This window comes from Pantoea sp. JZ2 (assembly GCF_035191405.1).
Lineage (GTDB): Bacteria > Pseudomonadota > Gammaproteobacteria > Enterobacterales > Enterobacteriaceae > Pantoea > Pantoea stewartii.
The window spans coordinates 4,576,040-4,602,570 of record NZ_CP045247.1 but is presented as its reverse complement, the minus strand read 5'-3'; the positions used below and the strand labels follow the sequence as shown (position 1 = coordinate 4,602,570).

General features: G+C 52.8%; 21 protein-coding genes and 4 tRNA genes. 19 read left to right on the top strand and 6 right to left on the bottom strand.

Annotated features, from left to right (window positions below; all coding sequences use genetic code 11):
- Positions 1–225 precede the first annotated feature (225 nt).
- Entirely contained in the window at positions 226–1,158 is a 933-nt protein-coding gene (locus GC087_RS22230; protein WP_324029372.1) for a 2-dehydro-3-deoxygluconokinase, read from the bottom strand.
- A gap of 268 nt (positions 1,159–1,426) precedes the next feature.
- On the opposite strand from GC087_RS22230, the gene pdeH reads away from it, so the two are divergent.
- Together pdeH and GC087_RS22220 are read left to right on the top strand one after the other, a co-directional pair.
- Positions 1,427–2,200 (top strand): cyclic-guanylate-specific phosphodiesterase, encoded by a 774-nt coding sequence (gene pdeH / locus GC087_RS22225; RefSeq protein WP_033737337.1) that lies wholly within the window; start codon positions 1,427–1,429, stop codon positions 2,198–2,200.
- Positions 2,201–2,263: 63 nt separating this feature from the next.
- Positions 2,264–4,324, top strand: a complete 2,061-nt coding sequence (locus tag GC087_RS22220; protein WP_324029371.1) for an AsmA family protein — start codon at positions 2,264–2,266, stop codon at positions 4,322–4,324.
- On the opposite strand, the gene ppiC is transcribed toward GC087_RS22220, so the two are convergent.
- Positions 4,325–4,606, bottom strand: a complete 282-nt coding sequence (gene ppiC, locus GC087_RS22215; protein WP_324029369.1) for a peptidylprolyl isomerase PpiC — start codon at positions 4,604–4,606, stop codon at positions 4,325–4,327.
- 141 nt (positions 4,607–4,747) lie between these two features.
- On the opposite strand from ppiC, the gene rep reads away from it, so the two are divergent.
- Positions 4,748–6,769 carry a DNA helicase Rep gene (gene rep, locus GC087_RS22210; RefSeq protein WP_033737343.1) on the top strand — a complete coding sequence of 674 codons (2,022 nt, stop codon included), beginning with the start codon at positions 4,748–4,750 and terminating at the stop codon, positions 6,767–6,769.
- Positions 6,770–6,797: 28 nt separating this feature from the next.
- Here the strand turns inward: rep and gppA are convergent, their stop codons facing one another.
- On the bottom strand, positions 6,798–8,282 hold the full coding sequence (gene gppA, locus GC087_RS22205) for a guanosine-5'-triphosphate,3'-diphosphate diphosphatase (RefSeq protein WP_006121428.1): 1,485 nt from the start codon (positions 8,280–8,282) through the stop codon (positions 6,798–6,800).
- Positions 8,283–8,289: 7 nt separating this feature from the next.
- Positions 8,290–9,582: an ATP-dependent RNA helicase RhlB gene (rhlB, locus tag GC087_RS22200; RefSeq protein ID WP_033737345.1), complete on the bottom strand. Its 1,293-nt coding sequence runs from the start codon at positions 9,580–9,582 to the stop codon at positions 8,290–8,292.
- A gap of 117 nt (positions 9,583–9,699) precedes the next feature.
- Here rhlB and trxA point away from each other — a divergent pair, with 117 nt between their 5' ends.
- The 16 genes from trxA to GC087_RS22120 all read left to right on the top strand — a co-directional run bounded on the left by trxA (position 9,700) and on the right by GC087_RS22120 (position 23,373).
- Positions 9,700–10,032: a thioredoxin TrxA gene (gene trxA / locus GC087_RS22195; protein ID WP_006121430.1), complete on the top strand. Its 333-nt coding sequence runs from the start codon at positions 9,700–9,702 to the stop codon at positions 10,030–10,032.
- Between the two features lie 341 nt (positions 10,033–10,373).
- Complete coding sequence (gene rho, locus GC087_RS22190) at positions 10,374–11,633, top strand: transcription termination factor Rho (RefSeq protein ID WP_006121431.1); 1,260 nt, start codon at positions 10,374–10,376, stop codon at positions 11,631–11,633.
- A 278-nt stretch (positions 11,634–11,911) separates the two neighbouring features.
- The gene (gene wecA / locus GC087_RS22185) at positions 11,912–12,997 is read left to right on the top strand and encodes a UDP-N-acetylglucosamine--undecaprenyl-phosphate N-acetylglucosaminephosphotransferase (protein WP_033737346.1); all 1,086 of its coding nucleotides are present in this window, start codon (positions 11,912–11,914) and stop codon (positions 12,995–12,997) included.
- A gap of 26 nt (positions 12,998–13,023) precedes the next feature.
- Positions 13,024–14,073, top strand: a complete 1,050-nt coding sequence (wzzE, locus tag GC087_RS22180) for an ECA polysaccharide chain length modulation protein (RefSeq protein WP_033737408.1) — start codon at positions 13,024–13,026, stop codon at positions 14,071–14,073.
- A 10-nt stretch (positions 14,074–14,083) separates the two neighbouring features.
- Positions 14,084–15,214, top strand: a complete 1,131-nt coding sequence (gene wecB, locus GC087_RS22175; protein ID WP_033737347.1) for a non-hydrolyzing UDP-N-acetylglucosamine 2-epimerase — start codon at positions 14,084–14,086, stop codon at positions 15,212–15,214.
- Positions 15,211–16,470, top strand: a complete 1,260-nt coding sequence (wecC, locus tag GC087_RS22170; RefSeq protein ID WP_205957092.1) for a UDP-N-acetyl-D-mannosamine dehydrogenase — start codon at positions 15,211–15,213, stop codon at positions 16,468–16,470. Before wecB ends, wecC begins: the two co-directional genes overlap by 4 nt.
- Before the next feature lie 35 nt (positions 16,471–16,505).
- Entirely contained in the window at positions 16,506–17,213 is a 708-nt protein-coding gene (gene rffC / locus GC087_RS22165; RefSeq protein WP_006121436.1) for a dTDP-4-amino-4,6-dideoxy-D-galactose acyltransferase, read from the top strand.
- Positions 17,200–18,330 carry a dTDP-4-amino-4,6-dideoxygalactose transaminase gene (gene rffA / locus GC087_RS22160; RefSeq protein ID WP_205958934.1) on the top strand — a complete coding sequence of 377 codons (1,131 nt, stop codon included), beginning with the start codon at positions 17,200–17,202 and terminating at the stop codon, positions 18,328–18,330. The genes rffC and rffA overlap by 14 nt, the downstream gene beginning before the upstream one ends.
- The gene (gene wzxE / locus GC087_RS22155; RefSeq protein ID WP_205953784.1) at positions 18,330–19,580 is read left to right on the top strand and encodes a lipid III flippase WzxE; all 1,251 of its coding nucleotides are present in this window, start codon (positions 18,330–18,332) and stop codon (positions 19,578–19,580) included. Before rffA ends, wzxE begins: the two co-directional genes overlap by 1 nt.
- Positions 19,577–20,644 (top strand): TDP-N-acetylfucosamine:lipid II N-acetylfucosaminyltransferase, encoded by a 1,068-nt coding sequence (locus GC087_RS22150; protein ID WP_058701513.1) that lies wholly within the window; start codon positions 19,577–19,579, stop codon positions 20,642–20,644. Before wzxE ends, GC087_RS22150 begins: the two co-directional genes overlap by 4 nt.
- Complete coding sequence (wzyE, locus tag GC087_RS22145) at positions 20,641–21,984, top strand: ECA oligosaccharide polymerase (protein ID WP_324029366.1); 1,344 nt, start codon at positions 20,641–20,643, stop codon at positions 21,982–21,984. The genes GC087_RS22150 and wzyE overlap by 4 nt, the downstream gene beginning before the upstream one ends.
- A gap of 42 nt (positions 21,985–22,026) precedes the next feature.
- Positions 22,027–22,767, top strand: a complete 741-nt coding sequence (gene wecG / locus GC087_RS22140) for a lipopolysaccharide N-acetylmannosaminouronosyltransferase (RefSeq protein ID WP_006121441.1) — start codon at positions 22,027–22,029, stop codon at positions 22,765–22,767.
- A gap of 157 nt (positions 22,768–22,924) precedes the next feature.
- Positions 22,925–23,001, top strand: a tRNA-Arg gene (locus GC087_RS22135).
- A 95-nt stretch (positions 23,002–23,096) separates the two neighbouring features.
- A tRNA-His gene (locus GC087_RS22130) sits at positions 23,097–23,172 on the top strand.
- A 16-nt stretch (positions 23,173–23,188) separates the two neighbouring features.
- A tRNA-Leu gene (locus GC087_RS22125) sits at positions 23,189–23,275 on the top strand.
- A gap of 21 nt (positions 23,276–23,296) precedes the next feature.
- Positions 23,297–23,373 (top strand) — tRNA-Pro (locus tag GC087_RS22120).
- Positions 23,374–24,174: 801 nt separating this feature from the next.
- Here GC087_RS22120 and hemY read toward each other — a convergent pair.
- Together hemY and hemX are read right to left on the bottom strand one after the other, a co-directional pair.
- Positions 24,175–25,371, bottom strand: coding sequence for a protoheme IX biogenesis protein HemY (gene hemY, locus GC087_RS22115; RefSeq protein WP_324029364.1), 1,197 nt, complete (start codon positions 25,369–25,371; stop codon positions 24,175–24,177).
- A 2-nt stretch (positions 25,372–25,373) separates the two neighbouring features.
- Positions 25,374–26,507, bottom strand: coding sequence for a uroporphyrinogen-III C-methyltransferase (gene hemX / locus GC087_RS22110; protein WP_033737353.1), 1,134 nt, complete (start codon positions 26,505–26,507; stop codon positions 25,374–25,376).
- Positions 26,508–26,531: the final 24 nt, after the last annotated feature.

The following is a 26,531-nucleotide window of genomic DNA, read 5'->3' as shown; positions in this document are numbered from 1 at the left end:
TGCGGATAACGTCTGGGCTTCGTACCGCGGTTTTTGAAAAACAGGATGGGGGGATTTGGCTCAATAATCTGCGTCTTACACCCACTCGCTTTGTAAAAGCCTGACGCTTTTTCCCTGTCGCGTATACCAGACAGACCAGATTAATGCGCTTCGTATCCACCCCCGTTTTCCTTCAGGCACAGACATGCTGCCTGTACCGGTGTCCCCGTTATGAGCGACTGGCAATCATTCCGGCATTGCCGAACGCGGAATGATCGCACCGCGGTACTGAATCACTGTGCTTGCGGTGAGATGACCGCGCCGTGCCGCTTCTTCTGTCGTCGCGCCGACAAGTCGCCTGGCCAGGTAGCCCGCACTGAATGAATCCCCGGCGGCCGTGGTATCGACAATCTTTTCTTTTGGCAGCGCGACGGAAGGTACCTCGGCCAATGGCTGGTCTTCAAACGCAATCAGGCACGATTCTGCCCCGCGTTTGATGACGACTTCCTTTACGCCCGCATCACGTGCGCGGGCAATGACGTCCTCAACAGACTGTTCGCCCCATAACTGGTGCTCGTCATCCAGCGTCAGGAACGCCATATCCGTGTTTTCGAGCATTGTCCGGTAAGCCTGGCGAGTAGTGACCTTATCTTTCCACAAGCGCGGGCGGTAATTATTATCAAATATCACTTTCCCCCCGTTTGCCCGACAGTCTGCGAGCAGTTGCATGAGCCGGGCGCGACTGTCGTCAGGCAGGATAGCCAGGCTGATTCCGCTCAGATAAAGATAGTCGTAATGTTTAAGCTGTTGGCAAATGTCGTCGGCACCCGGGCCATCAAGCCAGTAACGGGCTGCCGCATCACTGCGCCAGTACCAAAAGGAGCGTTCGCCCTGATCGTCGGTTTGGATCATGTACAAACCCGGCATTTTGTTTTCAAGGCGCTGGATCAGTGCAGTATTGACGTTTTCCGCCTGCCAGCGAGTCATCATCTCTCCGCTAAAGGGATCAATGCCCAGTGCGGTGACATAATCAACCCGTACATCCTGTTGACTGACCTGCCGGGCCAGATAAACCGCAGTATTCAGCGTGTCACCGCCAAAGCCGCGTTTGAGGTTCTCACCCTTCTCGGACAACTCAATCATGCACTCACCAATAATAGCGATCTTTATCTGCGTCATGGTTTCAGGCCTGTAGTAAAAGTTCGCTTCAGTCTCGCGTTTGTAAGGCCTGTCGTCAACTTTTTAAAACAGTGTTTTAATTTAATTTAGGGCGCTAAAACATGATAATTAACCCGATAACGCGCCCTGTTTCGGCGATTGTCGTGTCAAAACTCGCGTAGACTCGTGGCTCCTATGTGGCCAGATTTTCACTATGTATCGAAATACAAACGATAATTACCGCTAAGCCGCCCAAATGAAGGCGCTTACTATCAACCAGGAAAAGACCATGGTTATGGAGAATATTAGTCAATGGCTACCTTCTTCAGTTGACATCACTCCCCAGCAGAAAAAGCGCCTCTTCTGGCGACAGTGTCAACGCCAGTATACCTTTCAGCCTATCTACAAAGTCTCTGGGCGGCTGTTGGCGATTGAGTTGCTGACGGCGGTCATGCATCCGTCTGAACCTGAAAAAAAACTCTCCCCGGAAGCGTATTTTGCTGAGCTGGAGATAGCAGAGCGCCTTGACGTTGTGCAGGAGCAGTTAACGTTGCTCAGCCAGTGGGAAGCTTTCTTTGCCGATAATGAGGTCATGGCATCAGTCAATATTGACGGCCCCTCTCTGTCATTAATACAACATCATCTGCCGATTCGCAGCCTTATCACCCGATTGCCCTGGGTGCGCTTTGAACTGACCGAGCACCACGTTTTGCCTCAGGAAGAGATGGTGGCGCAAATGCCGGAGTTGGGGCCGCTCTGGCTGGATGATTTCGGCTCAGGGATGGCAAATTTTTCTGCCCTGACGGAGCTGAAATACGACTACATCAAGTTGTCGCGCGAATTGTTTATTTTGTTGTGTGCATCGGGGGAAGGGCGAACACTCTTTCCTATGCTGTTGTCGCTGATTAACCGCTACTGTAACGGCGTTATTGTTGAAGGCGTGGAAACGCAGGATGAATGGGAGCAGGTAAAAGCCTCTCCGGCCATTGCGGCGCAGGGATATTTTTTCTCACGCCCCGCCCCTTTTTCGGAACTGGCGTACCTGCCTGTCCAGCTTGATTGATCCCTTCCGGCTCGCTCTCGACTATCTTTAACGGAGACCGTGAAAGAGCAGGGAGGATGCCTAATGTCACGCGCTGGAAAAATAGTCAGTTGGATAGCGGGAATTTTAGTCCTGGTGATCGTCGTCGTGGTCATTGTCATTGCCACATTCGACTGGAATCGCCTGAAGCCGACCATCAACAAAAAAGTCTCAGCAGAACTGAACCGACCTTTTGCCATTCGTGGTGATTTGGGTATCGCGTGGAAACGACAACGCGACGAACCGGGATGGCGCAGTTTTATCCCCTGGCCGCATCTGCATGCCGAAGACATCATGCTGGGCAATCCGCCTGATATTCCCGATGTCACTATGATTCATCTCCAGCGCGTCGACGCAACGCTTGCGCCGCTGGCACTGCTGCACAAACAAGTCTTTATCCCCTGGATAAAGCTACAGCAGCCGGATGCCCGGTTGATTCAAACCGCCGACAAGAAAAACAACTGGACGTTTACGCTCGCTGAGAGTGACAGCAAAGACGACAATGCGCCGCCTTCCGCCTGGTCATTTCGGCTGGACAATATTCTGTTCGATCAGGGAACCCTGCTTTATCGCGATGCGGTTAACAAGGCTGATGTCACTGTGAAACTCAATTCGCTTGGCAAACCTGTGCCTTTCGCGCAAATCGCGGGTGGAGACGACAGCCAAAAAGGGGCGGGCGACTTTGTTTTCGGCTGGCAGGCCGAAGGGCGCTATAACAATGAAAAACTCACGGGCCAGGGTAAGCTCGGCGGCATGTTATCACTGCGAAGCCAGACGACACCGTTCCCGGTGCAGGCGGATGTCCGTAACGGTACTACACGGGTACAGCTTTCCGGCGGTGTGCAGGATCCGTTAAATCTGGGCGGACTGGATGTGCGTTTGCGTTTTTCTGGCGACACACTGGCGAATCTGTATGGCCTGACGGGCGTGTTATTACCGGATACGCCGCCCTATGAAACAGATGGTCGCCTTATTGCTAAATTCACTGGTAAAGACGGGTCTGTTTTCCGCTATCAGGCATTCAATGGGCACATTGGCGATAGCGATATTCATGGCTCCCTGACCTACAGCCAGGGCAAACCTCGCCCTAAACTGGTAGGGGAACTGCGATCTGACCAATTGCGTATGGCAGATTTGGGGCCGCTTATTGGCGTTGACTCCGGCAAAGGCAGTGAGAAAACGCAACAGGCTAAGGCAAAGCGCGGCGAAAAATCGACACAGCCTGCCGATCGTGTTTTGCCTCATGATCAATTCGATACGAAAAACTGGTCGGTGATGGATGCTGACGTGAAGTTCAGTGGTAAACGTATCGAACACAGTAATTCCTTGCCGTTAAGCGATCTTTACACGCATTTGCAGCTTGATAACGGTAATCTACTGCTCGATCCGCTGCGTTTTGGTATGGCCGGGGGCAACCTGAACAGCACTATTCGTTTAGAAGGCGATCGCTCTCCCATGCGAGGCCGCGCGGATATTCATGCGCGCAAACTTCGCCTGCGCCAGTTGTTTCCCAATGTACAGGCAATGCAAAACAGTCTGGGGCAGCTTAACGGTGATGCCAGCTTGACGGGCACGGGCAATTCTGTGGCTGACCTGCTCGCAACCAGTAACGGCCAACTCAAGCTGCTAATGAACGACGGGCTGATTAGCCGCAATCTGATGGAGATTGCCGGATTAAATGTCGGTAACTATCTGGTTGGTAAGCTATTCGGTGATGATGAGGTGCGCATCAACTGTGCGGCAACGGATCTGAAATTGCAAAACGGTCTGGCCACGCCAAACCTGTTTGTGTTCGATACGGAAAATGCGGTCATCAACGTGACGGGAAATGCGAATTTCGCCACAGAACGTCTGGACCTGTCTGTGAATCCAGAGAGTAAAGGCATTCGTATCGTGACCCTGCGCTCACCGCTGTACGTCCGCGGTACGTTTAAAAATCCGGATGCCGGTGTGAAGACCGGGCCACTACTGGCGCGTGGTGCGGCAGCCGTTGCCCTGGGTGCCGTGGTAGCACCGGCGGCGGCCTTACTGGCACTGATTTCCCCCAGCGATAATGATGAAAATCAGTGCAGCCGGGTATTGCAGCAGATGAAAAGCAAAAAATAATCAGGTGCGATAGAGCACTTTGATGATGTGGTAACCAAACGCGGTTTTCACCGGCCCAAAGGGTTGTAACAGTGGGCAGGTGAAGGCCGCTTTATCAAATGCAGCTACCATCTTTCCCCGCCGGAATTCACCCAGATCGCCGCCGTTTCGGCCTGAAGGGCAGATGGAGTGTTTTTTAGCAAGCTGCTGGAAATTCTCCCCTTTTTTCAACTTCTCCAGCAAGACTCTCGCCTCTGCCTCCTGTTTCACCAGAATATGTAAAGCCGCGGCAGTTTTCGCCATGATGGTGTCTCTGTTGTGTATAATTGCCCTCCATTATAAACCCGTCTTTTCAAATCGCAGAGACGTTAACGGCACCGCGTTCATGCCGTTGGCACGCGTGTGAGGCGAAGCGGGTATCTTATTTCAACAGAGCGATTCCCTATGCGTTTAAACTCCAGCCAACAACGTGCCGTCGAATTTGTCACCGGTCCCTGTCTGGTGCTGGCGGGGGCTGGCTCGGGTAAAACCCGCGTTATCACCAATAAGATCGCACATCTGATTCGGGAGTGCGGTTACCAGGCGCGCCACATTGCGGCCGTGACGTTCACGAATAAAGCCTCACGTGAAATGAAAGAGCGCGTCGCGCAAACGCTGGGGCGTAAGGAGGCGCGCGGCCTGATGATCTCGACATTCCATACCCTGGGACTGGAGATTATTAAGCGCGAATATGCGGCGCTGGGAATGAAGTCTAACTTTTCCCTGTTCGACGACCAGGATCAACTGGCCCTGCTTAAAGACCTGACCAGCCAGTGGCTGGAAGAGGACAAGACCTTACTGCAGCAGTTGATTTCCACCCTTTCCAACTGGAAAAATGATTTGGTTGATCCGCCCAAGGCGGCGGCATTAGCCCGTTCGGAGCGCGATAACGTTTTCGCGCACTGCTATGCCTTGTATGATCAGCACCTTAAAGCCTGTAATGTGCTGGATTTTGACGACCTGATCTTGTTGCCGACCCTTCTGCTACAGCGTAATCAGGAAGTGCGCGAGCGCTGGCAGCAACGTATTCGCTATCTGCTGGTCGATGAATATCAGGATACCAATACCAGCCAGTACGAACTGGTTAAATTGCTGGTGGGTGCCAGAGCGCGTTTTACTGTCGTTGGCGATGACGATCAGTCGATTTATTCCTGGCGCGGAGCGCGGCCGCAAAATCTGGTCCTGCTGAATGAGGATTTCCCGACGCTGGAAGTGGTGAAGCTTGAGCAGAATTACCGATCTTCACAGCGTATCCTTAAAGCTGCCAATATCCTGATTGCCAACAATCCGCACGTGTTCGAGAAGCGCCTGTTTTCTGAACTGGGTATCGGTAGTGAACTGAAAGTGCTGAGCGCAAACAGTGAAGAACACGAAGCCGAGCGGGTAACGGGTGAACTGATTGCTCATCACTTTATCAATAAAACGCAATATAAAGATTACGCCATTCTGTACCGGGGGAATCACCAGTCCCGGGTATTCGAAAAATTCTTGATGCAGAACCGTATCCCTTACCGGATTTCAGGTGGCACCTCCTTTTTCTCACGGCCAGAAATAAAAGATCTGTTAGCGTATTTACGCGTACTCACTAACCCCGATGATGACAGCGCCTTTTTACGGATTGTGAATACTCCCCGGCGTGAAATTGGCCCGGCGACGCTGCAAAAACTGGGTGAATGGGCCACTATCCGCAGTAAAAGTCTTTTTAACGCCAGCTTCGATGTGGGACTGGGGCAGACCCTGACCGGCCGCGGTCTTGAGCATCTGCAGCGCTTCACTCACTGGCTCAATGAGATTATCCAGCTCAGTGAGCGGGAACCCGTCAACGCTGTCCGTGATTTGATTCGCGGCATCGATTATGAAAGCTGGCTGTTTGAAACCTCCGGTAGCCCTAAAGCCGCTGAAATGCGCATGAAAAACGTCAATACGCTGTTTCAATGGATGACGGAAATGCTGGAAGGGAGCGATCTGGATGAGCCGATGACGCTGGCCCAGGTCGTCACGCGGTTTACGTTGCGCGACATGATGGAGCGCGGGGAAAGTGACGACGAGTCAGACCAGGTGCAGCTGATGACGTTGCATGCGTCTAAAGGGCTGGAATTTCCCTATGTTTTCCTGGTTGGCATGGAAGAAGGATTGCTCCCGCATCAGAGCAGTATTGATGAAAATAACGTTGAAGAAGAGCGCCGTCTGGCCTATGTCGGTATCACCCGTGCGCAGAAAGAGCTGACGTTCACCTTATGCCGTGAGCGCCGTCAGTATGGTGAACTGGTTCGCCCCGAGCCCAGCCGCTTTTTGCTGGAGCTGCCGCAGGATGATGTGGTGTGGGAAACCGAGCGTAAGGTGGTCAGTGCTGAAGAGCGAATGAAAACCGGCCAGAGTCGGGTGGCCGGATTACGGGCGATGCTGGAAAAGGCGAAAAAAGGTTAATGCGCCGATCGGGCGTAACCGCAAACACTCAGGTCAGCGATAACTGCCAGTGTACATAGGACTGGTAATGGCTTTCCTGTTCAAGCAGTTCCGCCCGAAGCGGATGTACATCCAGCCAGCCCGCCGGCAATGTGACATTCAGCGCTTCATCATCGGCCTGCATACGTACGGCAGGTAGGGTGTCATCGCGACGGCGACTGGAAAAGATAATCGACAGGCGCAGCAGGCGACACAGGCGCTCTGCCAGACGCGGCGGTACGGCATTTTGTTGGGTCAGTAACGCAAGATCGATGCTGCCGCTTTGGTTTTGCAGTAAGCAGGCGATCAGCTTTTTTTGCGCGGGCGTAAAACCCGGCAGATCAAGATGGCGAACCAGGTAGGCAGCATGCTGAGGTGCCTGACGGAAATCGACGCTCAGCCCGATTTCGTGGATAGCACAGGCGCTCAGCAGTAATTCCCGACAGCGCTGATCCAGTTTCCAGACCACGCTGACCTGGCGAAAGAAACTTTCAGCCAGCTGACGTACCCGATCGGCCTGGCACACATCAATGTTGAACCTGCGCTGAACATTTTGCAGGGTACGGCTGCGAATATCACGATCAACAGGTAAGTGCAGCATTCCGTACACCAGCCCTTCGCGCAGTGCACCACCGGCCAGCGTCATGCTGTCGATATTGAGTTCCTGAAAAATGGCGATCAGGATTGAGAGCCCACTGGGAAACACAAGCGCACGTTCCAGCGTCAGTCCTTCGATTTCAAGCTCTTCCAGCTTGCCACATTGAATAGCGCGCTGCTTTAACTGCTGGAGTTTGCTCAGGGTGATGCGCTCATCCATGCCCTGCGCCACCATGATTTCCTGTAACGCCTGCACGGTGCCGGATGCACCGACGCAAACCTGCCAGCTCTGTTTGCGCAGTTCTGCCGAAATGGGTTGCAGCATGGCTTTGGCGGCCTGTTCTGCCTGGTCAAAATTTTCCTGCGCCAGATGACGATCGCCAAAGAAGCGTTCCAGCCATGTGACACAGCCCATCTGCAAACTAAACAGCACGCTGGCATGGGAGCCGTCACCGGTGGCTAACTCGGTACTGCCGCCGCCGATATCGACAACCAGACGTTGATCGGAGCCGCCGGTGGTGTGCGCCACACCTTGATAAATCAGACGGGCTTCTTCTTCACCGCTAATCACATTGACGGCACAGCCCAGAATCTGTTGAGCCTTGTCCAGAAAGACCTGCGCATTTGCTGCAATACGCAGCGTAGCCGTCGCCACCACCCGAATCTGGTCAGGCGGAATATCCTGAAGTTGTTCCGAGAAAAGCCGCAGACATTGCCAGCCCCGCGCCATCGCTTCAGCTGACAAATGATTGGCGCTGTCCAGGCCAGCAGCCAGGCGCACCTTGCGTTTGATTTTGGCGATAGTCTGAATACTGCCAGACACTTCGCTGACTACCAGCATGTGGAAGCTGTTAGATCCTAAATCAATCGCAGCATAGAGTGTCGATGCGCTTAGCATGGTGAACTTAACCCGAACGTTTACGGTTGTTATGACGTGGAGCACCGCGACGACTGGCGTTATTTCCGCCACGACGCTGACCGTTGCCTGTACGATTACGCGTCAGACGTTTCGGCGGCGGGAGTTCACTTAACAGCGCATCGCTGTTGTATTTGCTCACCGGAATACTGTGACCAATGTACTCTTCAATACCCGGCAGATTTAACGCGTACTCTTCGCATGCCAGGCTGATTGAGTGGCCGCTTGCCCCTGCGCGTCCTGTACGGCCAATGCGATGAACGTAGTCCTCGCGGTCATCAGGCAGATCGTAGTTAAAGACATGTGTCACTGCGGGAATGTGCAGGCCACGTGCCGCAACATCGGTCGCCACCAGGATATCGATGTCACCTTTGGTAAAGTCATCCAGAATGCGTAAACGCTTCTTCTGAGCCACATCGCCGGTCAGCAAGCCGACACGGTGACCGTCCGCAGCCAGATGGCCCCAGATATCTTCACAGCGATGTTTTGTATTGGCGAAAATAATCGCGCGATCGGGCCATTCTTCTTCCACCAGCGTTTGCAGCAAACGCATTTTCTCTTCGTTGGAAGGATAGAAAAGCTCTTCTTTAATGCGGTGGCCCGTTTTTTGTTCCGGCTCGACTTCAACGTATTCGGCGCTGTTCATGTGCTCAAAGGCCAGTTCACGCACGCGATAAGAGAGCGTGGCCGAAAACAGCATGCTCAGGCGTTGAGTTGCGGGTGGCATGCGGCGGAACAACCAGCGAATATCTTTAATAAAGCCGAGATCGAACATGCGATCGGCTTCGTCCAGCACCATGACCTGTATGGCGCTGAGGTTGACGTGATTCTGCTTCGCATAATCAATTAAGCGACCCGTGGTGCCGACCAGAATATCGACACCGTTTTCCAGAACTTTTAACTGCTTGTCATAGCCGTCTCCACCGTAAGCCAGGCCTAGTTTCAGGCCGGTCGATGCCGCCAGCGGTTCTGCATCCGCATGAATTTGCACGGCAAGTTCACGCGTAGGTGCCAGAATTAACGCGCGAGGTTGGTTAACCTGGCGTCCCTCTGGTGCAGGATGAGAAAGAAGATGATGAAACGTTGACGTTAAAAACGCCATCGTTTTGCCGGTACCGGTTTGCGCCTGACCTGCGACATCACGCCCTGAAAGCGTAAATGGCAGTGCTAACGCCTGAATAGGCGTGCAGTTATGAAACCCTTTTTTATCAAGGGCTTCCACTACCTGTGGGTGCAGGGCGAAGTCGGAAAACTTCTGTTCAGTTAAGTGTGTTTTGCTCATAGTGTGGTAGAATATCAGCTTACTATCGCTTTACGAAAGCGTATCCGATGAAATAAAGTCAACCAACATTGGTTTATATTACGCCAATTCGCCAGGCATAATCTTGTGGAGTAAAACATGAGCAGCGATAAAATCGTTCATCTGACCGATGACAGTTTCGACACCGACGTGCTGAAAGCCGACGGCGTTATACTGGTAGATTTCTGGGCTGAATGGTGTGGTCCTTGTAAAATGATCGCCCCAATCCTTGATGAAGTTGCAGAAGAGTATGATGGCAAGCTGACCATCGCTAAGCTGAATATTGACGATAACCCAGGTACCGCACCGAAATACGGCATTCGTGGCATCCCGACGCTGCTGCTGTTTAAAAACGGTGAAGTCGCTGCAACGAAAGTGGGCGCATTGTCCAAAGGTCAATTAAAAGAGTTCCTGAACGCCAACCTGGCGTAAGCGGGCTGAACGTTCGGCAGTGGTTAAATTTTTTCCTCCTGCTGGACGTTCGCTTTTAAGCGTGCTAACTTATTTTCACTGCACTATGATCATACCTTGTAGTTAGCATTCAAAGTTTTCCCTTGTTAAACCCTGTCGCACTGTACCTACCAGCGGTTTAGCAATCTAACGACTAGCTCTACTCTGACTTAAATCGACCGACTCCTCGCTTCCAGTCATCATTCAAGACAACGATCGTTGAGAAGAGTTGAAAAGTCATTAACAGAACAGGCATGGATTAACTGCCATACCATTCACGACAAACATTTCGAGTATTACCCCGAGTTTAAGAACCCATCACTATGAATCTTACCGAATTAAAAAATACGCCGGTTTCTGAGCTGATTACCCTCGGCGAGAATATGGGGCTGGAAAACCAGGCTCGTATGCGCAAGCAGGACATTATTTTCTCAATCCTGAAGCAGCACGCGAAAAGCGGCGAGGACATCTTCGGTGATGGTGTGCTGGAGATATTGCAGGATGGATTTGGATTCCTCCGCTCTGGAGACAGCTCCTACCTCGCCGGTCCTGATGACATCTACGTTTCTCCCAGCCAAATTCGCCGCTTTAACCTCCGCACTGGTGACACCATCGCCGGCAAAATTCGCCCACCAAAAGAAGGTGAACGCTATTTTGCGCTGCTGAAAGTTAATGAAGTCAACTACGACAAGCCTGAAAACTCGCGCAACAAAATTCTGTTTGAAAACCTTACGCCGCTGCACGCTAACAGCCGTCTGCGTATGGAGCGCGGTAATGGATCAACCGAAGACTTAACGGCGCGCGTACTGGACCTGGCGTCGCCCATTGGCCGCGGTCAGCGTGGCCTGATTGTTGCTCCGCCAAAAGCCGGTAAAACCATGCTGCTGCAGAACATCGCACAGAGCATTGCCTATAACCATCCTGACTGCGTGCTGATGGTGTTGCTGATCGATGAGCGTCCGGAAGAAGTGACAGAGATGCAACGCCTGGTCAAAGGCGAAGTGATTGCCTCAACCTTCGATGAGCCGGCTTCGCGTCACGTTCAGGTCGCAGAGATGGTGATCGAAAAAGCTAAGCGCCTGGTTGAGCATAAAAAAGACGTCATCATTCTTCTCGACTCCATTACGCGTCTGGCCCGTGCCTATAACACCGTGGTGCCGGCCTCCGGTAAAGTGCTGACAGGTGGTGTGGATGCTAACGCCCTGCATCGTCCTAAGCGTTTCTTTGGTGCGGCGCGTAACGTGGAAGAGGGCGGCAGCCTGACCATTATCGCGACTGCGCTGGTGGATACCGGTTCGAAAATGGACGAAGTGATTTACGAAGAGTTTAAAGGCACCGGTAACATGGAGCTTCATCTCTCACGTAAGATTGCGGAAAAACGCGTCTTCCCGGCCATTGATTACAACCGTTCCGGTACACGTAAAGAAGAGCTGTTAACCTCTCAGGAAGAACTGCAGAAAATGTGGATCCTGCGTAAAATTATTCACCCAATGGGCGAAATCGACGCGATGGAGTTCCTGATCAACAAGTTGGCCATGACCAAAACCAACGATGAATTCTTCGACATGATGAAGCGCTCTTGATCCTTTTAAGCGCCATCTGAGCAGGATGGCGTTTTTTACTTTAAAAGATCGTAAAATAGCTCTGACGCCACGTTCTGACGTGGCGTTTTTCATTTACGGGCTATAGGATTGTGGTCTGGCAGACGTAATAATAATGACGGTGAAAGTGGTGGACGGTTGACCGTTCGTACACCGCTTAATGCCGAATTCGGAATCTGGGACGGTAATATGCGCCTTCTTTCGCGTATTGTGTGTATCCAGGATGATAGCTGAGAGCGTTTAACGTGAATTTACTCACTATGAGTACTGAGCTTGGTTTAGTTTTTGTCTTTTCCCTGGCGTTTCTTTTCCTTGCTCGTAAAGCAGCCGAGAAAATTGGACTGGTTGACAAGCCCAATATGCGTAAGCGCCACCAGGGGGTAGTACCGCTGGTGGGGGGCATATCCGTTTATGCAGGTATCTGTTTCGCCTTTTACATTACTAATTATTACCTGCCGCACGCCATGCTTTACCTGGCCTGCGCGGGCGTACTGGTATTTGTCGGGGCGCTGGATGACAGGTTCGACATCAGCGTAAAAATTCGCGCGACAGTACAAGGTATTGTGGCTGTAGTGATGATGTTTTTTGGCAAGCTCTATTTGCTGAGCCTCGGATTTATCATAGGCCCGGTTGAATTGATTGTCGGGCCGTTTGGTTACGTCCTCACTCTTTTTGCTGTCTGGGCAGCAATTAATGCTTTCAATATGGTCGATGGCATCGATGGCCTTTTAGGGGGGCTTTCCATTGTGACCTTTGCGGCAATGGGAATTATTCTCTACCTTGATGGCCAACACAGCCTCGCAATGTGGTGCTTCGCGATGATCGCCGCCACATTACCCTATGTTTTTCTTAATCTCGGTTTTCTGGGCCGGCGCTACAAAGTCTTTATGGGGGATGCGGGCAGCACTATGATTGGTTTCACCATCATATGGATTTTGCTCGAAACGACTCAGGGCCTGAGTCATCCTATTACACCTGTTACGGCATTGTGGCTAATCGCCATTCCTTTAATGGATATGGTAGCCATCATGTATCGTCGTTTAAGCAAGGGAATGAGCCCCTTTTCTGCCGATCGTCAGCATATTCACCATTTAATTATGCGGGCCGGTTTTACTTCCCGTCAGGCTTTCGTCCTGATTACTTCCGCTGCGGCACTTCTTGCAGGTATTGGCGTACTGGGAGAATACCTTGCCTTTATACCTGAATGGGTGATGTTAATTCTGTTTCTGATTGCTTTCATGGGTTACGGCTATTGTTTGAAGCACGCATGGCGCGTGGCAAGAAAAATCAGACGCTTTAAACGCCGCCTGAATAATTTTAGAAATGCCAGGAAAAATGAACCCTGATGAGTCTTAAAAAGGATGACGCTGTGATGCCTGCAAACGTTGTGGAGAACGAACTGGATATTCGCGGCCTGTGCTGCCGCTTGTGGCGCGGAAAGCACTGGATAGTCGGTTGCGCAGTGCTGTTTGCAGTGGCAGCCTGGCTGGCGACGCTGCTGATGAAACAGGTATGGAGCACAACGGCGATTACAGGGCGTCCAACGGTGAATATGCTGGGCTCGTACTATTCACAGCAGCAGTTTCTCAATAACCTGGATGTACGCAATGACGCCGTGACGTTAACCAGCGCGTCTCCCAACGTGATGGATGAGGTTTATCATGAGTTTCTGGTGCAGCTTTCCTCCTGGGATACTCGTCGCGAGTTCTGGCTGCAAACCGACTATTACAAAAGCCGGAAAAGCGGCAATGCGCACAATGATGCGGTCCTGTTAGATGAGCTAATTGATAACATCCAGTTTACGCCAGCGGATACCGCGCGTAACACGTTCGACAGCGTCAAACTGAAAGCGGAAACGGCGAGCGATGCCAACAACCTGTTGCGTCAGTACATTGCTTATGCCAGTGAGCGCGCAGCACGTCATCTCAACGCGGAGCTAAAAGGTGCGTGGCAGGCACGAGATGCGCAACTTCAGGCACAGGTCAGGCGTCAGGAAGCTGTGGCGAATGCCGTCTTCCAGCGTCGCATTCATCGTCTGGAACAGGCGCTGAAGGTGGCCAGCCAAAAAGGAATTACTGAAAAACAGACGAATGAAGTCAGTGAGAGTCTTGCTGACAGCGACCTGTTTTTAATCGGTCAGCCGCTATTGCAGGGGCAACTCGACACCCTGCGTGCGACGGGACCGAGCTTTGATATAAGCTACGATCAAAATAAAGCGATGCTGACGACACTGGATGCAGGACCTGCGTTAACCAACAAATTTCAGACCTACCGTTATTTACGTACACCGGAAGAGCCGGTGTCACGTGACAGCCCACGCCGGGTATTTATGATGGTGATGTGGGGCGCGGTAGGGGCACTGGTTGGCGCCGGTGTGGCACTGGCACGTCGTCGGCGACCCATGTCAGATACACAAGATTGAGAGAAACAGTGTGAAAGTTCTGACAGTTTTTGGCACCCGACCTGAAGCCATTAAGATGGCACCACTCGTTCAGGCCCTGGCACAGGATCCGGCTTTTGAATCACGGCTGTGCGTAACCGCACAGCACCGTGAAATGCTCGATCAGGTGCTGAGCTTATTTCAGCTTCAACCTGACTACGACCTCAATATTATGCGGCCTGAACAAGGATTAACGGAAATAACCTGCCGTATCCTGCAAGGCATGCACACCGTCCTTCTCGATTTCAAACCCGACATTGTTCTGGTTCACGGTGACACCACAACCACGCTGGCGGCCAGTCTGGCTGCGTTCTATCAACAAATACCTGTCGGCCATGTTGAAGCGGGTTTAAGGACAGGCGATCTGGCATCGCCGTGGCCTGAAGAGGGCAATCGTAAACTGACAGGCCATCTGGCACGGCTGCATTTCACGCCAACCTCCCGTTCCCGACAGAACCTGCTGGATGAAAATCTGCCCGATGACAGCATTGTGATTACCGGCAATACGGTGATTGATGCCCTGCTGTGGGTGCGCGATCGGGTACTGGATGATAACGCCATTAATGCGCAACTGGCTGCACGTTATCCGTTTCTGGATGAAAACAAAAAGCTGGTACTGGTAACGGGCCATCGGCGGGAAAGTTTTGGCGGGGGGTTTGAGCGTATTTGTAGCGCTTTAGCCGAAATTGCGCGTCAGCACCCTGAGGCGCAAATCGTTTATCCTGTACATCTCAACCCGAATGTCCATGAGCCCGTTAACCGCATTCTGCGTGACATCAAGAACATTGTACTGATTGAACCGCAGGAATATCTGCCGTTTGTCTGGCTCATGAATCGTGCCTGGCTCATTCTCACCGATTCTGGCGGAATTCAGGAAGAAGCGCCTTCACTGGGTAAACCCGTTTTGGTGATGCGTGAAACCACGGAACGGCCAGAGGCGGTTGACGCGGGAACGGTAAAACTGGTGGGAACGGATACGGCGAAGATTGTTGCCGAAGTCAGCGCATTACTGAATGACGACGAGGCCTGGCAGACCATGAGCCGCGCCCATAATCCCTATGGGGATGGCAATGCCTGCGGGCGAATCTTACAAGCCTTAAAAGATAACAGAGCCAACTTATGAGTTTTGAAACCATTTCCGTCATTGGACTGGGTTACATTGGGCTGCCTACCGCAGCCGTTTTTGCCTCAAAGGGAAAAAAAGTGGTGGGCGTTGATATCAATGCCCGGGCTGTTGACACCATCAACCGCGGTGCCATTCATATTGTCGAACCCGATCTGGAACAGGTGGTGCAGGCAGCCGTTGCGCGTGGCGATTTACGTGCCACCACGCAACCGGAAGCGGCGGATGCCTTTTTGATTGCCGTCCCTACGCCCTTCCAGGCCGATCGCCAGCCCGACTTACGTTTTGTGCAGGCGGCCGCAATATCCATCGCACCGGTTTTGAAAAAAGGCGATCTGGTGATTCTGGAGTCGACGTCTCCGGTAGGCAGTACCGAGCAGATGGCGGAGTGGCTGGCTGCCGCGCGGCCTGATTTACGTTTCCCCCAGCAGGGCGATGAACCGGACGTTTTTATTGCCTACTGCCCTGAGCGTGTTTTGCCCGGACAGATCATGGTCGAGCTGATTAAAAACGATCGTGTTATTGGCGGCATGACGCCAGCCTGTTCTGCCCGTGCCAGCGCGTTATATCGTCTTTTTCTCCAAGGCGAGTGCGTGGAAACTCATGCCCGTACCGCCGAAATGTGCAAGCTGACCGAAAACAGCTTCCGGGACGTAAACATTGCGTTTGCCAATGAGCTGTCCCTGATCTGTGCTGAGCAGCAGATTAATGTCTGGGAGCTTATTGCGCTGGCGAACCGTCATCCTCGTGTGAATATTCTGCAACCCGGTCCCGGCGTAGGCGGACACTGCATTGCTGTCGACCCCTGGTTTATCGTGGCGCAGAACCCTGACTTAGCGCGACTGATCCGTACCGCCCGCGAAGTGAATGATGCCAAGCCACACTGGGTACTGGAGCAGGTAAAAAAAGCACTGGCAGACTGTCTGACGCAAACCGATAAGCGCGCCAGCGATCTGACGATTGCCTGTTTTGGCCTGGCGTTTAAGCCAAATATTGATGACCTGCGTGAAAGCCCGGCGATGGAAGTCGCCCATTTGATTGCAGACTGGCATCAGGGCCGTACCTGGGTGACTGAACCGCATATTGAGCAGATTCCCGAACGTCTGGAAGCGCAGGCCACGCTGGTGTCAACAGAGCAGGCGCTGCAACAGGCCGATATTCTGGTGATGCTGGTCGATCATCAGGCGTTCCGCGCCATTGATGCGGCGCACGTGACCCAGCAATGGGTCGTTGATACGAAAGGTGTCTGGCGCTGAAAACAGACGCTGATTAACAAAGCTCTGAGGAACACATGTCCGTTCACGTTAAGGTCAATCCCCTCGACTGGGAGAGCCAGTTTTTCGGCATCCAGTCTGTCAGACTGGAAACGGGTGGAACATTGCCGCTGGAAAGCGCGCTTCAGCATCCTTGTGCGTTGTTTCAAATTAAAGTGCCCGCTGATCAGACCGCCACTATTGACGCCCTGAATCAACATCAGTTCCAGTTGGTGGAGGGAGAGGCGGAGTTGTCCCTCACGATTAAACGAACCGAGCGGCAAACGGGGGTTCGTATTGCCCGTCAAGGCCAGATCCCCGCACTGCGTGAGGCGGCTTCTCAGGCCTTCCGTCAGAGTCGGTTTCGTTCGCCGTGGTTTGCGCCAGAAGAGAGCGGACGTTTTTACGCGCAGTGGATTGAAAATGCGGTACTTGGCACCTTTGATCATCAGTGTCTGGTGGCCTGCGATGACAGCGGTGCGCTGCAGGGATTCGTGTCTTTGCGTGAGGTAGATGGCGATGCCCGCATTGGCTTACTGGCTGTCGTGCCTGCGGCGCAGGGGCAAAGCATTGGTCAGCGCCTGATGCTGGCGGCAGCTGACTGGGGACGTGTACGCCAGCTCGATCGGCTGCGCGTCGCAACACAAATCAGCAATCTCACGGCGATGCGTCTTTATTTACGCAGTGGTGCACGACTGGAAAGCACGGCGTACTGGTTTTACAGGAGAGGTCATGATTCCCTTTAATGCGCCCCCGGTTGTGGGCAGCGAAATCGACTATATGCAGTCGGCCATGAGCAGCGGCAAGCTCTGCGGCGATGGTGGTTTTACGCGCCGTTGCCAGCAGTGGATGGAACAGCGTTTCGGCAGTGCAAAAGTGTTACTGACGCCTTCCTGTACCGCATCACTGGAAATGGCGGCATTGCTGATCGATATTCAACCCGGCGATGAGGTCATCATGCCGAGTTACACCTTTGTGTCCACTGCGAATGCCTTTGTACTCCGGGGCGCAAAAATCGTGTTTGTGGATGTGCGCCCTGACACGATGAATATGGATGAAACGCTGATCGAAGCCGCCATCACGGATAAAACGCGTGCTATCGTACCGGTACATTATGCCGGCGTTGCCTGTGAGATGGACACGATCATGGCGCTGGCGGCCCAGTACAAGCTGTTTGTCATTGAAGATGCTGCGCAGGGCGTGATGTCACGTTATAAAGGGCGGGCCTTAGGCACCATCGGTCATATCGGCTGCTTTAGTTTTCACGAAACCAAAAACTATACGGCGGGCGGAGAAGGCGGTGCAACGTTGATCAATGACGCCAGCCTGGTTGAGCGTGCGGAAATCATCCGTGAAAAAGGCACCAACCGCAGCCAGTTTTTTCGTGGTCAGGTAGATAAATATACCTGGCGCGATATGGGATCCAGTTATCTGATGGCGGATCTACAGGCGGCTTATCTTTGGGCGCAACTGGAAGCCTCCGAGCGTATTAACCAGCAGCGGTTGCGGTTATGGCAGCGCTACTATAATGCGCTAAAACCGCTGGCAGAAAGCGGCCACATTACCTTGCCCACGGTTCCGGCCGACTGCCAGCACAACGCGCACATGTTCTATATTAAACTGCGCGATCAGGAACATCGTCAGGCGTTGATTAACTGGCTTAAAGAGGCCGAAATCCTGGCCGTTTTCCATTATATTCCGCTGCACACTTCACCTGCTGGCCTGCAGTTTTCCCGTTTTGCGGGCGATGACCGCTTCACCACGGCCGAAAGTGAGCGCTTATTGCGCCTGCCGCTGTTTTTTAACCTGTCAGATAATAACCAGAGCACGGTTATCAGCTCACTGCTGAGCTTCTTTTCCTGATGTCATTAGCCAAAGCCTCTGTATGGACGGCCTCTTCAACTCTGGTCAAAATTGCCGTGGGCCTGCTGGTGGTCAAGCTGCTGGCGATCAGTTACGGCCCGGAAGGCGTTGGACAGGCGGGGAATTTTCGACAGTTGATCACGGTGCTGGGCGTTCTGGCGGGGGCCGGGATTTTCAACGGCGTCACAACCTTTGTCGCGCAATATCGCCAGCAACCGCAGCCGTTGCGCGCGCTGGTTGGAACGGCCTCGGCGATGGTGACAGGCTTTTCAACACTGCTGGCGCTGGTTTTTTTGCTTGCTGCAGCCCCTGTCAGTACCGCCTTGTTTGGGCACGATCGCTATCAAAACGTTATCCGTATCGTTGCTTTTTTGCAGTTCGGCATTGCCTGGGCCAATCTCATTCTGGCTTTAATTAAAGGCTACCGGGATGCACAGGGTAATGCGTTGGCGCTGATGACAGGCAGCGTGACTGGCGTAGCCGGTTATATGCTGTGCTGGGGGCTGGGAGGGTACGCGGGCGCATTAACCGGTTTAGCGATGGTGCCGGCATTACTGGTTATTCCTGCCCTGGTGATATTCAGGTATCGTGTGCCGCTGCCCTTAAGCTGGCTGCGTCCGCAGTGGCAGCCTGAGATGGCGCGTCAGCTGGCAAAGTATACGCTGATGGCACTGATCACCGCCGTCACGCTTCCGGTTGCCTGGGTCATGATGCGAAACCAACTTGCCGCTCACAACGGCTGGGCTCAGGTCGGTTTATGGCAGGGCGTAACCAGTATTTCCGATGCTTACCTGCAGTTTATTACCGCAACCTTTAGCGTCTGGCTGCTGCCCACGCTGGCCAGGTTAGAAAACAAAACAGAGATTGCACGAGAGATCGGATGGGCATTGCGCTTTGTGTTGCCGGCTGTCGCGGCGGCCAGCCTGATCGTGTGGGTAATGCGGGATATCGCTATCCGCCTGCTGTTTTCTGCCGCATTCCATGATATGCGGGATCTGTTCGTCTGGCAGTTGTGTGGGGATGTTTTTAAAGTGGGGGCTTATGTTTTTGGCTATCTGGTCATCGCGAAAGCATCGTTACGTTTTTATGTGCTGACGGAAATCAGTCAGTTTGCGTTACTGACCCTGTTTTCCCGTTGGCTGATTCCGTTGCACGGTGCCAGTGGCGCAGCGCAAGCCTATATGTTCACGTACATTACCTATTTCGCGCTCTGCTGTGGCGCCTTTATTCTCTACTGCCGAAGAAAATGACTTTGATTCACGTTTTGGGATCGGATATTCCCCATCACAATCTCACGGTGTTGCGTTTTTTTAATGACGTGATGAGCACCGAACTGCCTGCGCCTGTGGCGCGTCACTTTATGGTGGTCACCAGGCAGCCGGAAAGCCTTATTGGCTTTGATGCATTGCGCATTGAAACGTTTAGCAGCAAGAAAGCGCTCTCTGAAGCACTTTTACGCCGGGCTAAACAGCGCGAGCAGCGTTTCTTTTGCCATGGACAGTTTAATCCCTGGCTGTGGCTGGCGTTACTGAGTGGCAGGCTGCACCGGTCTCAGGTGTACTGGCACGTCTGGGGCGCCGATTTATATGAAGACTCGCGCAGCCTCAAATTCCGCCTGTTTTATTTTCTGCGTCGTATTGCGCAGGGGCGGATTGCGCGTGTCTTCGCGACTGAAGGCGATCTGTATCATTATCAGCAACGCCATCCTTCGGTACCGCGCACCTTACTTTACTTCCCAACCCGTTTACCCACCGCGGCGATAACGCCCCGCCCGGATGACATCCTGACGGTGCTGCTGGGGAATTCAGGCGATGCCAGTAATCGTCATACAGAAGGGCTGGAAGCGATTCGGGCGCAGTTTGGCCAGAATGTGCGTATTGCGGTGCCGCTTGGCTATCCGCCCAATAACGATGAGTATATTGCCCGAATTCAGAATGCCGCTGACAGACTTTTTCCTCAGGGGCAGGTAACGTTACTGCGTGAAAATTTGGCCTTCGATGATTATCTGGCATTGTTGGCGCGCTGCCATTTAGGCTATTTTATGTTCGAGCGGCAGCAGGGCGTAGGCACGTTGTGTTTGTTGATTCAAGCCAATATCCCCTTCGTGCTGACGCGTAAAAATCCTTTCTGGCGTGATGTCACCGCGCAACAGCTTCCGGTCCTGTTCAGCGATGATGCGCTGACGCCTGCTATCGTTGCAGAAGCGCGCCGACAGCTCATGGGATGCGACAAGCAGCACGTTGCGTTTCTGGCGCCGGGCTATCTCGTGGGTTGGCAGGCGGCGTTGCGCCTTTGCGAAGGAGAGCCTTCATGAGTCTACTGGCGTTTAGTGGTCTGCTGTTAGTCTACGTGCTGTCACTCATGATCATCGTCACGCTGAATGTACGCGAGATGAAACAGGAACGATTTAACTTTCACCTGTTTTTTACCTTGCTGTTTCTGCTGACCTTTTATTTTGGGTTTCCGCTTACCAGCATTCTGGTGTTTCGTTTTGACACTCAGGTGGTGCCGGCCGATTTTTTACTGCAGGCGATGCTGTCTGCCACAGCGTTTTATGTCATTTACTTTGTCAGTTACAAGGTCCGTCTCAGGCCGATGGCGACATCACCTGCCCGGCCCTGGCTACAGATGAACCGTGTGGAGACGCATTTGACCTGTAGCCTGCTGGCGCTGGTCGCCATCGCGACCGTGACGGTTTTTTTCATCCATAACGGCTTTTTATTATTTCGCCTCACAGCCTACAACCAGATCTTTTCCAGTGAGGTTTCCGGTGTCGCTCTGAAGCGCTTTTTCTATTTCTTTATTCCGGCGATGTTGATCCCGTATTTTTTACATCCTACACGCCGTAACTGGCTGCTCTTTCTGATTGTCACCGTCAGTTTTGGCTTGCTGACCTATGCGCTGGTTGGCGGGACGCGTGCCAATATCATCATCGCTTTTGCGCTGTTTCTGTTTATCGGAATTACGCGTGGCTGGATAACCTTATGGATGCTGGCCGTCGCTGGCGTGATGGCCATTGCCGGTATGTTCTGGCTGGCGCTGCGACGCTATAACCTGGACGTAATGGGCGCAGAAGCGTTTTATACCTTTCTTTATCTGACCCGGGACACTTTTTCGCCCTGGGAAAATCTGGCGTTGCTGCTCGAAAATTACCATAAAATCGATTTTCAGGGTTTAGCGCCCATGTGGCGTGATTTCTATGTATTTATCCCGTCATGGCTGTGGCCCGACCGTCCTCTGACCGTCCTGAACAGTGCCAACTATTTCACATGGGAGGTGCTTAATAACCATTCAGGTCTGGCGATCTCTCCTACCTTGATCGGTTCACTGCTGGTGATGGGCGGTATTGGGGCGATAGTGCCAGGTGCTGTGGCTGTAGGCTTAATAATTAAAGGCTTTGATAGCTTGTATAAGCGCGGACGCAGTGAGTCGAATCGCTATACGGGGGCCATTCTGCAAAGTTTTTGTTTTGGTGCGGTATTCAACATGATTGTACTGGCGCGTGAAGGGCTGGATGCATTTGGCTCCCGCGTGGTGTTTTTTTGCCTTATTTTTGCGGCCTGCCTGGCGGTGGCGAAACTGCTTTACGGATTACTGAATCATGTCGGTCTGATTCGCAGCCGTAGAGAACGTCCGCTGCATAGCCCATCCTGACGCTGATGCACCTCTGGTATGAAAGGGAAAAACAATAAAGATATGAGTACGCACACCGGTACACCACGCTACGAGATTCGCGGTATCACCCTGTACGGTTTCGACAGCATGACAGCGTTTGTCGATTTTTTGATGCCCCCATCCGGTATCCGTACAGGTACGTTGGTGGCCATTAATGCGGAAAAGGTTTTGAGTGCTGAACGGGATGCGGCGTTGAGCGCCCAAATCCAGCAGGCCGAATTCAATTATCCTGATGGCATCAGTATTGTACGGTCGATTCGAAAGAAATATCCCCAGGCCTCCGTGCAGCGCATCGCGGGTGCCGATCTGTGGGAAGCCTTAATGCAACGCGCTGGCCGCGAGGGGACACCGGTGTTTTTGATTGGTGGCCGTGAGGCGGTATTGGATGAAACGTGCGCGAAGCTGCGTCGTCAGTGGAACGTCAACATCGTCGGTGCCCAGAACGGTTACTTTGTCCCGTCTGAACGTGAGGCGCTGTGTGCCCGTATTGCAGCGAGCGGCGCAAAGCTGGTGACGGTAGCAATGGGCTCACCACGCCAGGAGCTTTTCATGGCGGATTGCCAGAGGCAGTGGCCAGAGGCGCTGTATATGGGCGTAGGCGGCACCTACGATGTCTTTACGGGACACGTAAAGCGTGCGCCTGTCTTCTGGCAAAAACTGGGGCTGGAGTGGCTCTATCGCTTGCTCGTGCAGCCCAGTCGCTTGCGCAGGCAGTTAAAGCTGGTGAAATACCTGCGTTATCACTGGCGTGGCGATCTGTGATATCGCTGATTAATGCCAGAATTCCGCGTCCGCACAGGCGTAAATGCGTTATTTGCCGACGAAATGCACAAACCGTAATCAAACGCGCTATTTTCTTTAAAAAGCACTAGACAGGATGGGCGCTTATCTCTAGTATGCACATCCGCAACGGCGCTACGCGCCCGTAGCTCAGCTGGATAGAGCGCTGCCCTCCGGAGGCAGAGGTCTCAGGTTCGAATCCTGTCGGGCGCGCCATTTAGTTTGTGCGTATGAGCTTCGGTGGTATCAGTACCGCGTTAGGTAGAAAGATTTAAATGCTGTAGGTTTGACTTACAACATTCAGTACAGTGGTGGCTATAGCTCAGTTGGTAGAGCCCTGGATTGTGATTCCAGTTGTCGTGGGTTCGAGTCCCATTAGCCACCCCAGATTTTGCTGGGATACGCGAAGGTGGCGGAATTGGTAGACGCGCTAGCTTCAGGTGTTAGTGTCTTAACGGACGTGAGGGTTCAAGTCCCTCTCTTCGCACCAGGCAAAACAAATTAAAAAAATCGGCGAGTAGCGCAGCTTGGTAGCGCAACTGGTTTGGGACCAGTGGGTCGGAGGTTCGAATCCTCTCTCGCCGACCATTTTTAGAAACCTGTCTGAGAAGACAGGTTTTTTTTCGTCCGTACAAAAGAGGGTGAAGACCACCGAAGGCGGTTTGTGCCGGGCGAAGCGAGGCAACGTTGCGAATGCAAAAACCTGCACAGGAAGCATAATCTTCTCTCACCAGAACGGTCTGCACAAACAGGTTTACCGTCTTGCCGAAAGGGCGATGTGCATCTGTGAGAGCGGTTTCTGGTCAGATGTGGTGAGAAAGAAATTTGGTTTGCGTTTCCGCCGTAAGCGGCGCTATTGCTCGTCTGTACAGCCTGATTTGCTTACGGTAGTTCCGCGGAAACCGGCATTAAGCGGTTGTCGCAGAATTGAGACGCTTAACGCATTGTTTTAAATGAAGTTGACGCGCCTTTACTTTACGTGTCGCTTATTTGCGACGTAAAGCGAGCGCTGTGTCGCATTATCCCGACAATTCGCAGGCAGCGCGCAAAGAGTGATAAAATTATTTATTGCTAACCCTCTGTTTTAATTAAATAAAAAATAAAAAGCGCAACTGGCATGGATTATGCAATAATTAACGCGTAGATGCTCATTCCACCTCTTATGTCTGCTTCGGCTACATAAACCTGGGAATGACGCAGAGCCAATTTTGGGTACCTGTTGTCTGCCTGCCTGTATCGCGAAAGCCTTACAGGATTAACAGACACCACGTTGAGTCGGGTACCTCTCGGTTGTCAAACCGACCTGATTTTACACCTGCTTTCGGCAGGTGTTTTTTTTTGTCTCAACCTGTGGGCGTAAAAAAACCGGGCGAACCCGGTTTTAACAGATCAGGCATCGGGATTGTTCTTTAGCGTCAGTAACAGACCTTCACGACGCATTTTTGCGGCGTCTTCCGGACGGCGCAGACGATCATACACATCCGCCAGCCAGGCGTAGTCAAAAGCGTCGGGGCGCTGTGCCAGCGCCTGTTGCAGGGCTTCCGCTGCCTGCTGCCATTCACCATGGCGCATCAGCAACTGACCCAGGGTGCTGTGCAGTAAAGGCGTGGCACCATGCTGCTTAATTTGCTGACGTAACGCTTTTTCCAGCGCTTCTGGGTTACCGCTTTTAAGGCGCGGCATCAACAGGACAAGACGATCGTCGTAATGACGTTTCAGCCCATCCAGCAGAATCTCCTGAGCGGTATCGTGATCGTCACACTCAATCAAATGGTCAATCATCGCCACCTGCAACGAGGTCTCATGGCGTGTTTTACGGCTCAGATTTCCCCACCAGCGTTTTAATCCCTCGCTGCCCTGATCGGCCATCGCCTGATTCATCAGACCCAGCCAGGCCTGTTGTTGCAGCGCAGCGCGGTGCTCTTCACTGCCAATCTGCGTTTTTTCCATGGACGGGAGGATATCAAGCAGGGCGCTCCAGGCACTGGTACGAATATAGGCCTGCTCGGCCAGGCGCAGGACTTCCGGATGACGCGGAGCCACTTCGAGTAAACGATCAATACTGTGGCGGGCAGCGTGATTTTCATGTCGCGCCAGCTGGATGCGGGTTCGGGTAATCTCGACCGGGATAACATCATTACCAGCCAGTTCAGCTGCCCGTTCAAGATGCTGATTAGCCCGCATTTCGTCGCCTCGTTGCTGAGCCGCTTCTGCCGCGAGCAAATAGTTTGCGACAGGAACATCAGCATGGTCGGCGTCTTTGGACAGCAGCTTTTCTACCTGCCTGAAATCACCTTCTGCCAGTTTAAGCAGGGCGTTTTGTGTCTGGCGCTGTGCACGACGGCGCTTGCGTCCGGTAAACCAGCCACGGGTACGGGCACCCGTCCGAAACAGGCGACGCAGCAGCCACTCCACCGCCAGAATCACTAACAAACTGATAATCAGGATAATTGCAAGGCCGGTCACACTGGTTTCCACATTCCAGTTGTCGGTCTGGATCAGCACATAACCCTGATGGCCGGCAATCATCGGCCCCAGCACAATCCCTGCAATCAACAGGACAAAGAGGATAAATACCTTAAGCATGATCAGCCTCCCTGCTGGTTTGCGGCGGCAGAGGGTTGTGCCATCAGGTTACGCACGCGCGTTTGCATCAGTTGTTCAAGCAACGGCTGGCTTTCCAGACTGTCTGGCAGATCCATATTGATATCTTGCTGGCTAAGTTCATCCAACTGGGCCAGAAACGCTTTTGTCGAGGCATCGTTCGTATCATACCAGGCACGCACCCATGTTGAGACGGTTTCCAGCGACTGCTTGTAGATCTCCTCCTGATGACGCGGCACGGCCTGGGCCGCGATCAGCAGACGAGAACGAATGTTTTCGCGAAGGTAAACGTCCTGATTCGGGGCCAGTAAGGGCTGGGCAGTGTTGTCCCGGCGACGGATGGTAATAAAGTCATCCATAAAATTGTGCCAGCTCTTCACCAGGTTCTGACGCCATTCGCGAATAGAGCCAGAAAGTTCACCGTTGTCGCTGTCCATCGGCGCGTCATCGCTGTCGTTGTCGGCCAGACGTAAATTATCCACGTTGTTTGATAGCTGATTAAGTTTCAGGATAATGCCGTCGTAGTCCACCTGGGAGATAGCCGAAAGCGTACTGATATCCTGCGTCAACGCGCGACGCACATTCATGACGCTGGGATCGTTCATATCTGCCAGGCTGGCATCAGCGCTTTTCAGCAACGCTGCGGCCGTGGTGACATCCTGATCGCTCCACAACTTACGACCCGCCAGTTTCACCAGATAATCTGCCTGAGCCACCAGCCAGCTGCGCACGTCGTTTCCTGAAATGGAGGCTAACTTTTCGCGCAACGCCTGCAGCGCTTTCTCAGAAGCCGCCTGTTGTGCCTGAGCGGTCTCTAACGCTTTTTCTGTGGTGCTCAGCTGCTGAGAAAGCTGCTGTTTATCGCTGTTTGCCTGCTGCTGTAGCTTGGCAAGCTGTTCGCTCAGACTCTGATTGGTTTGTGCCTGCAATTCGGCCTGGTGTTTATCGTTCAGGTATAAACCTGCGCCAATCGCCAGAGCGATGACGATCGCGACCGCTCCCAGGACCATGCCGCCGTTCTTTTGCTTGCGGGGTGGTTGTTCCTGAAGAGAAGCATCGCGATCAACCGCTGGTGTAGTTTCTTCAACCACGGCGGAGGTGTCTTTTTGTTCCGTCATATCTGGCACATCCCATTGTTAAGT

Coding starts and splice junctions, on each gene's coding strand:
- GC087_RS22230 (WP_324029372.1), bottom strand. CDS start 1,158: ATGACGCAGATAAAGATCGCTATTATTGGTGAGTGCATGATTGAGTTG.
- pdeH (WP_033737337.1), top strand. CDS start 1,427: ATGGTTATGGAGAATATTAGTCAATGGCTACCTTCTTCAGTTGACATC.
- GC087_RS22220 (WP_324029371.1), top strand. CDS start 2,264: ATGTCACGCGCTGGAAAAATAGTCAGTTGGATAGCGGGAATTTTAGTC.
- ppiC (WP_324029369.1), bottom strand. CDS start 4,606: ATGGCGAAAACTGCCGCGGCTTTACATATTCTGGTGAAACAGGAGGCA.
- rep (WP_033737343.1), top strand. CDS start 4,748: ATGCGTTTAAACTCCAGCCAACAACGTGCCGTCGAATTTGTCACCGGT.
- gppA (WP_006121428.1), bottom strand. CDS start 8,282: ATGCTAAGCGCATCGACACTCTATGCTGCGATTGATTTAGGATCTAAC.
- rhlB (WP_033737345.1), bottom strand. CDS start 9,582: ATGAGCAAAACACACTTAACTGAACAGAAGTTTTCCGACTTCGCCCTG.
- trxA (WP_006121430.1), top strand. CDS start 9,700: ATGAGCAGCGATAAAATCGTTCATCTGACCGATGACAGTTTCGACACC.
- rho (WP_006121431.1), top strand. CDS start 10,374: ATGAATCTTACCGAATTAAAAAATACGCCGGTTTCTGAGCTGATTACC.
- wecA (WP_033737346.1), top strand. CDS start 11,912: ATGAGTACTGAGCTTGGTTTAGTTTTTGTCTTTTCCCTGGCGTTTCTT.
- wzzE (WP_033737408.1), top strand. CDS start 13,024: ATGCCTGCAAACGTTGTGGAGAACGAACTGGATATTCGCGGCCTGTGC.
- wecC (WP_205957092.1), top strand. CDS start 15,211: ATGAGTTTTGAAACCATTTCCGTCATTGGACTGGGTTACATTGGGCTG.
- rffC (WP_006121436.1), top strand. CDS start 16,506: ATGTCCGTTCACGTTAAGGTCAATCCCCTCGACTGGGAGAGCCAGTTT.
- rffA (WP_205958934.1), top strand. CDS start 17,200: ATGATTCCCTTTAATGCGCCCCCGGTTGTGGGCAGCGAAATCGACTAT.
- wzxE (WP_205953784.1), top strand. CDS start 18,330: ATGTCATTAGCCAAAGCCTCTGTATGGACGGCCTCTTCAACTCTGGTC.
- GC087_RS22150 (WP_058701513.1), top strand. CDS start 19,577: ATGACTTTGATTCACGTTTTGGGATCGGATATTCCCCATCACAATCTC.
- wzyE (WP_324029366.1), top strand. CDS start 20,641: ATGAGTCTACTGGCGTTTAGTGGTCTGCTGTTAGTCTACGTGCTGTCA.
- wecG (WP_006121441.1), top strand. CDS start 22,027: ATGAGTACGCACACCGGTACACCACGCTACGAGATTCGCGGTATCACC.
- hemY (WP_324029364.1), bottom strand. CDS start 25,371: ATGCTTAAGGTATTTATCCTCTTTGTCCTGTTGATTGCAGGGATTGTG.
- hemX (WP_033737353.1), bottom strand. CDS start 26,507: ATGACGGAACAAAAAGACACCTCCGCCGTGGTTGAAGAAACTACACCA.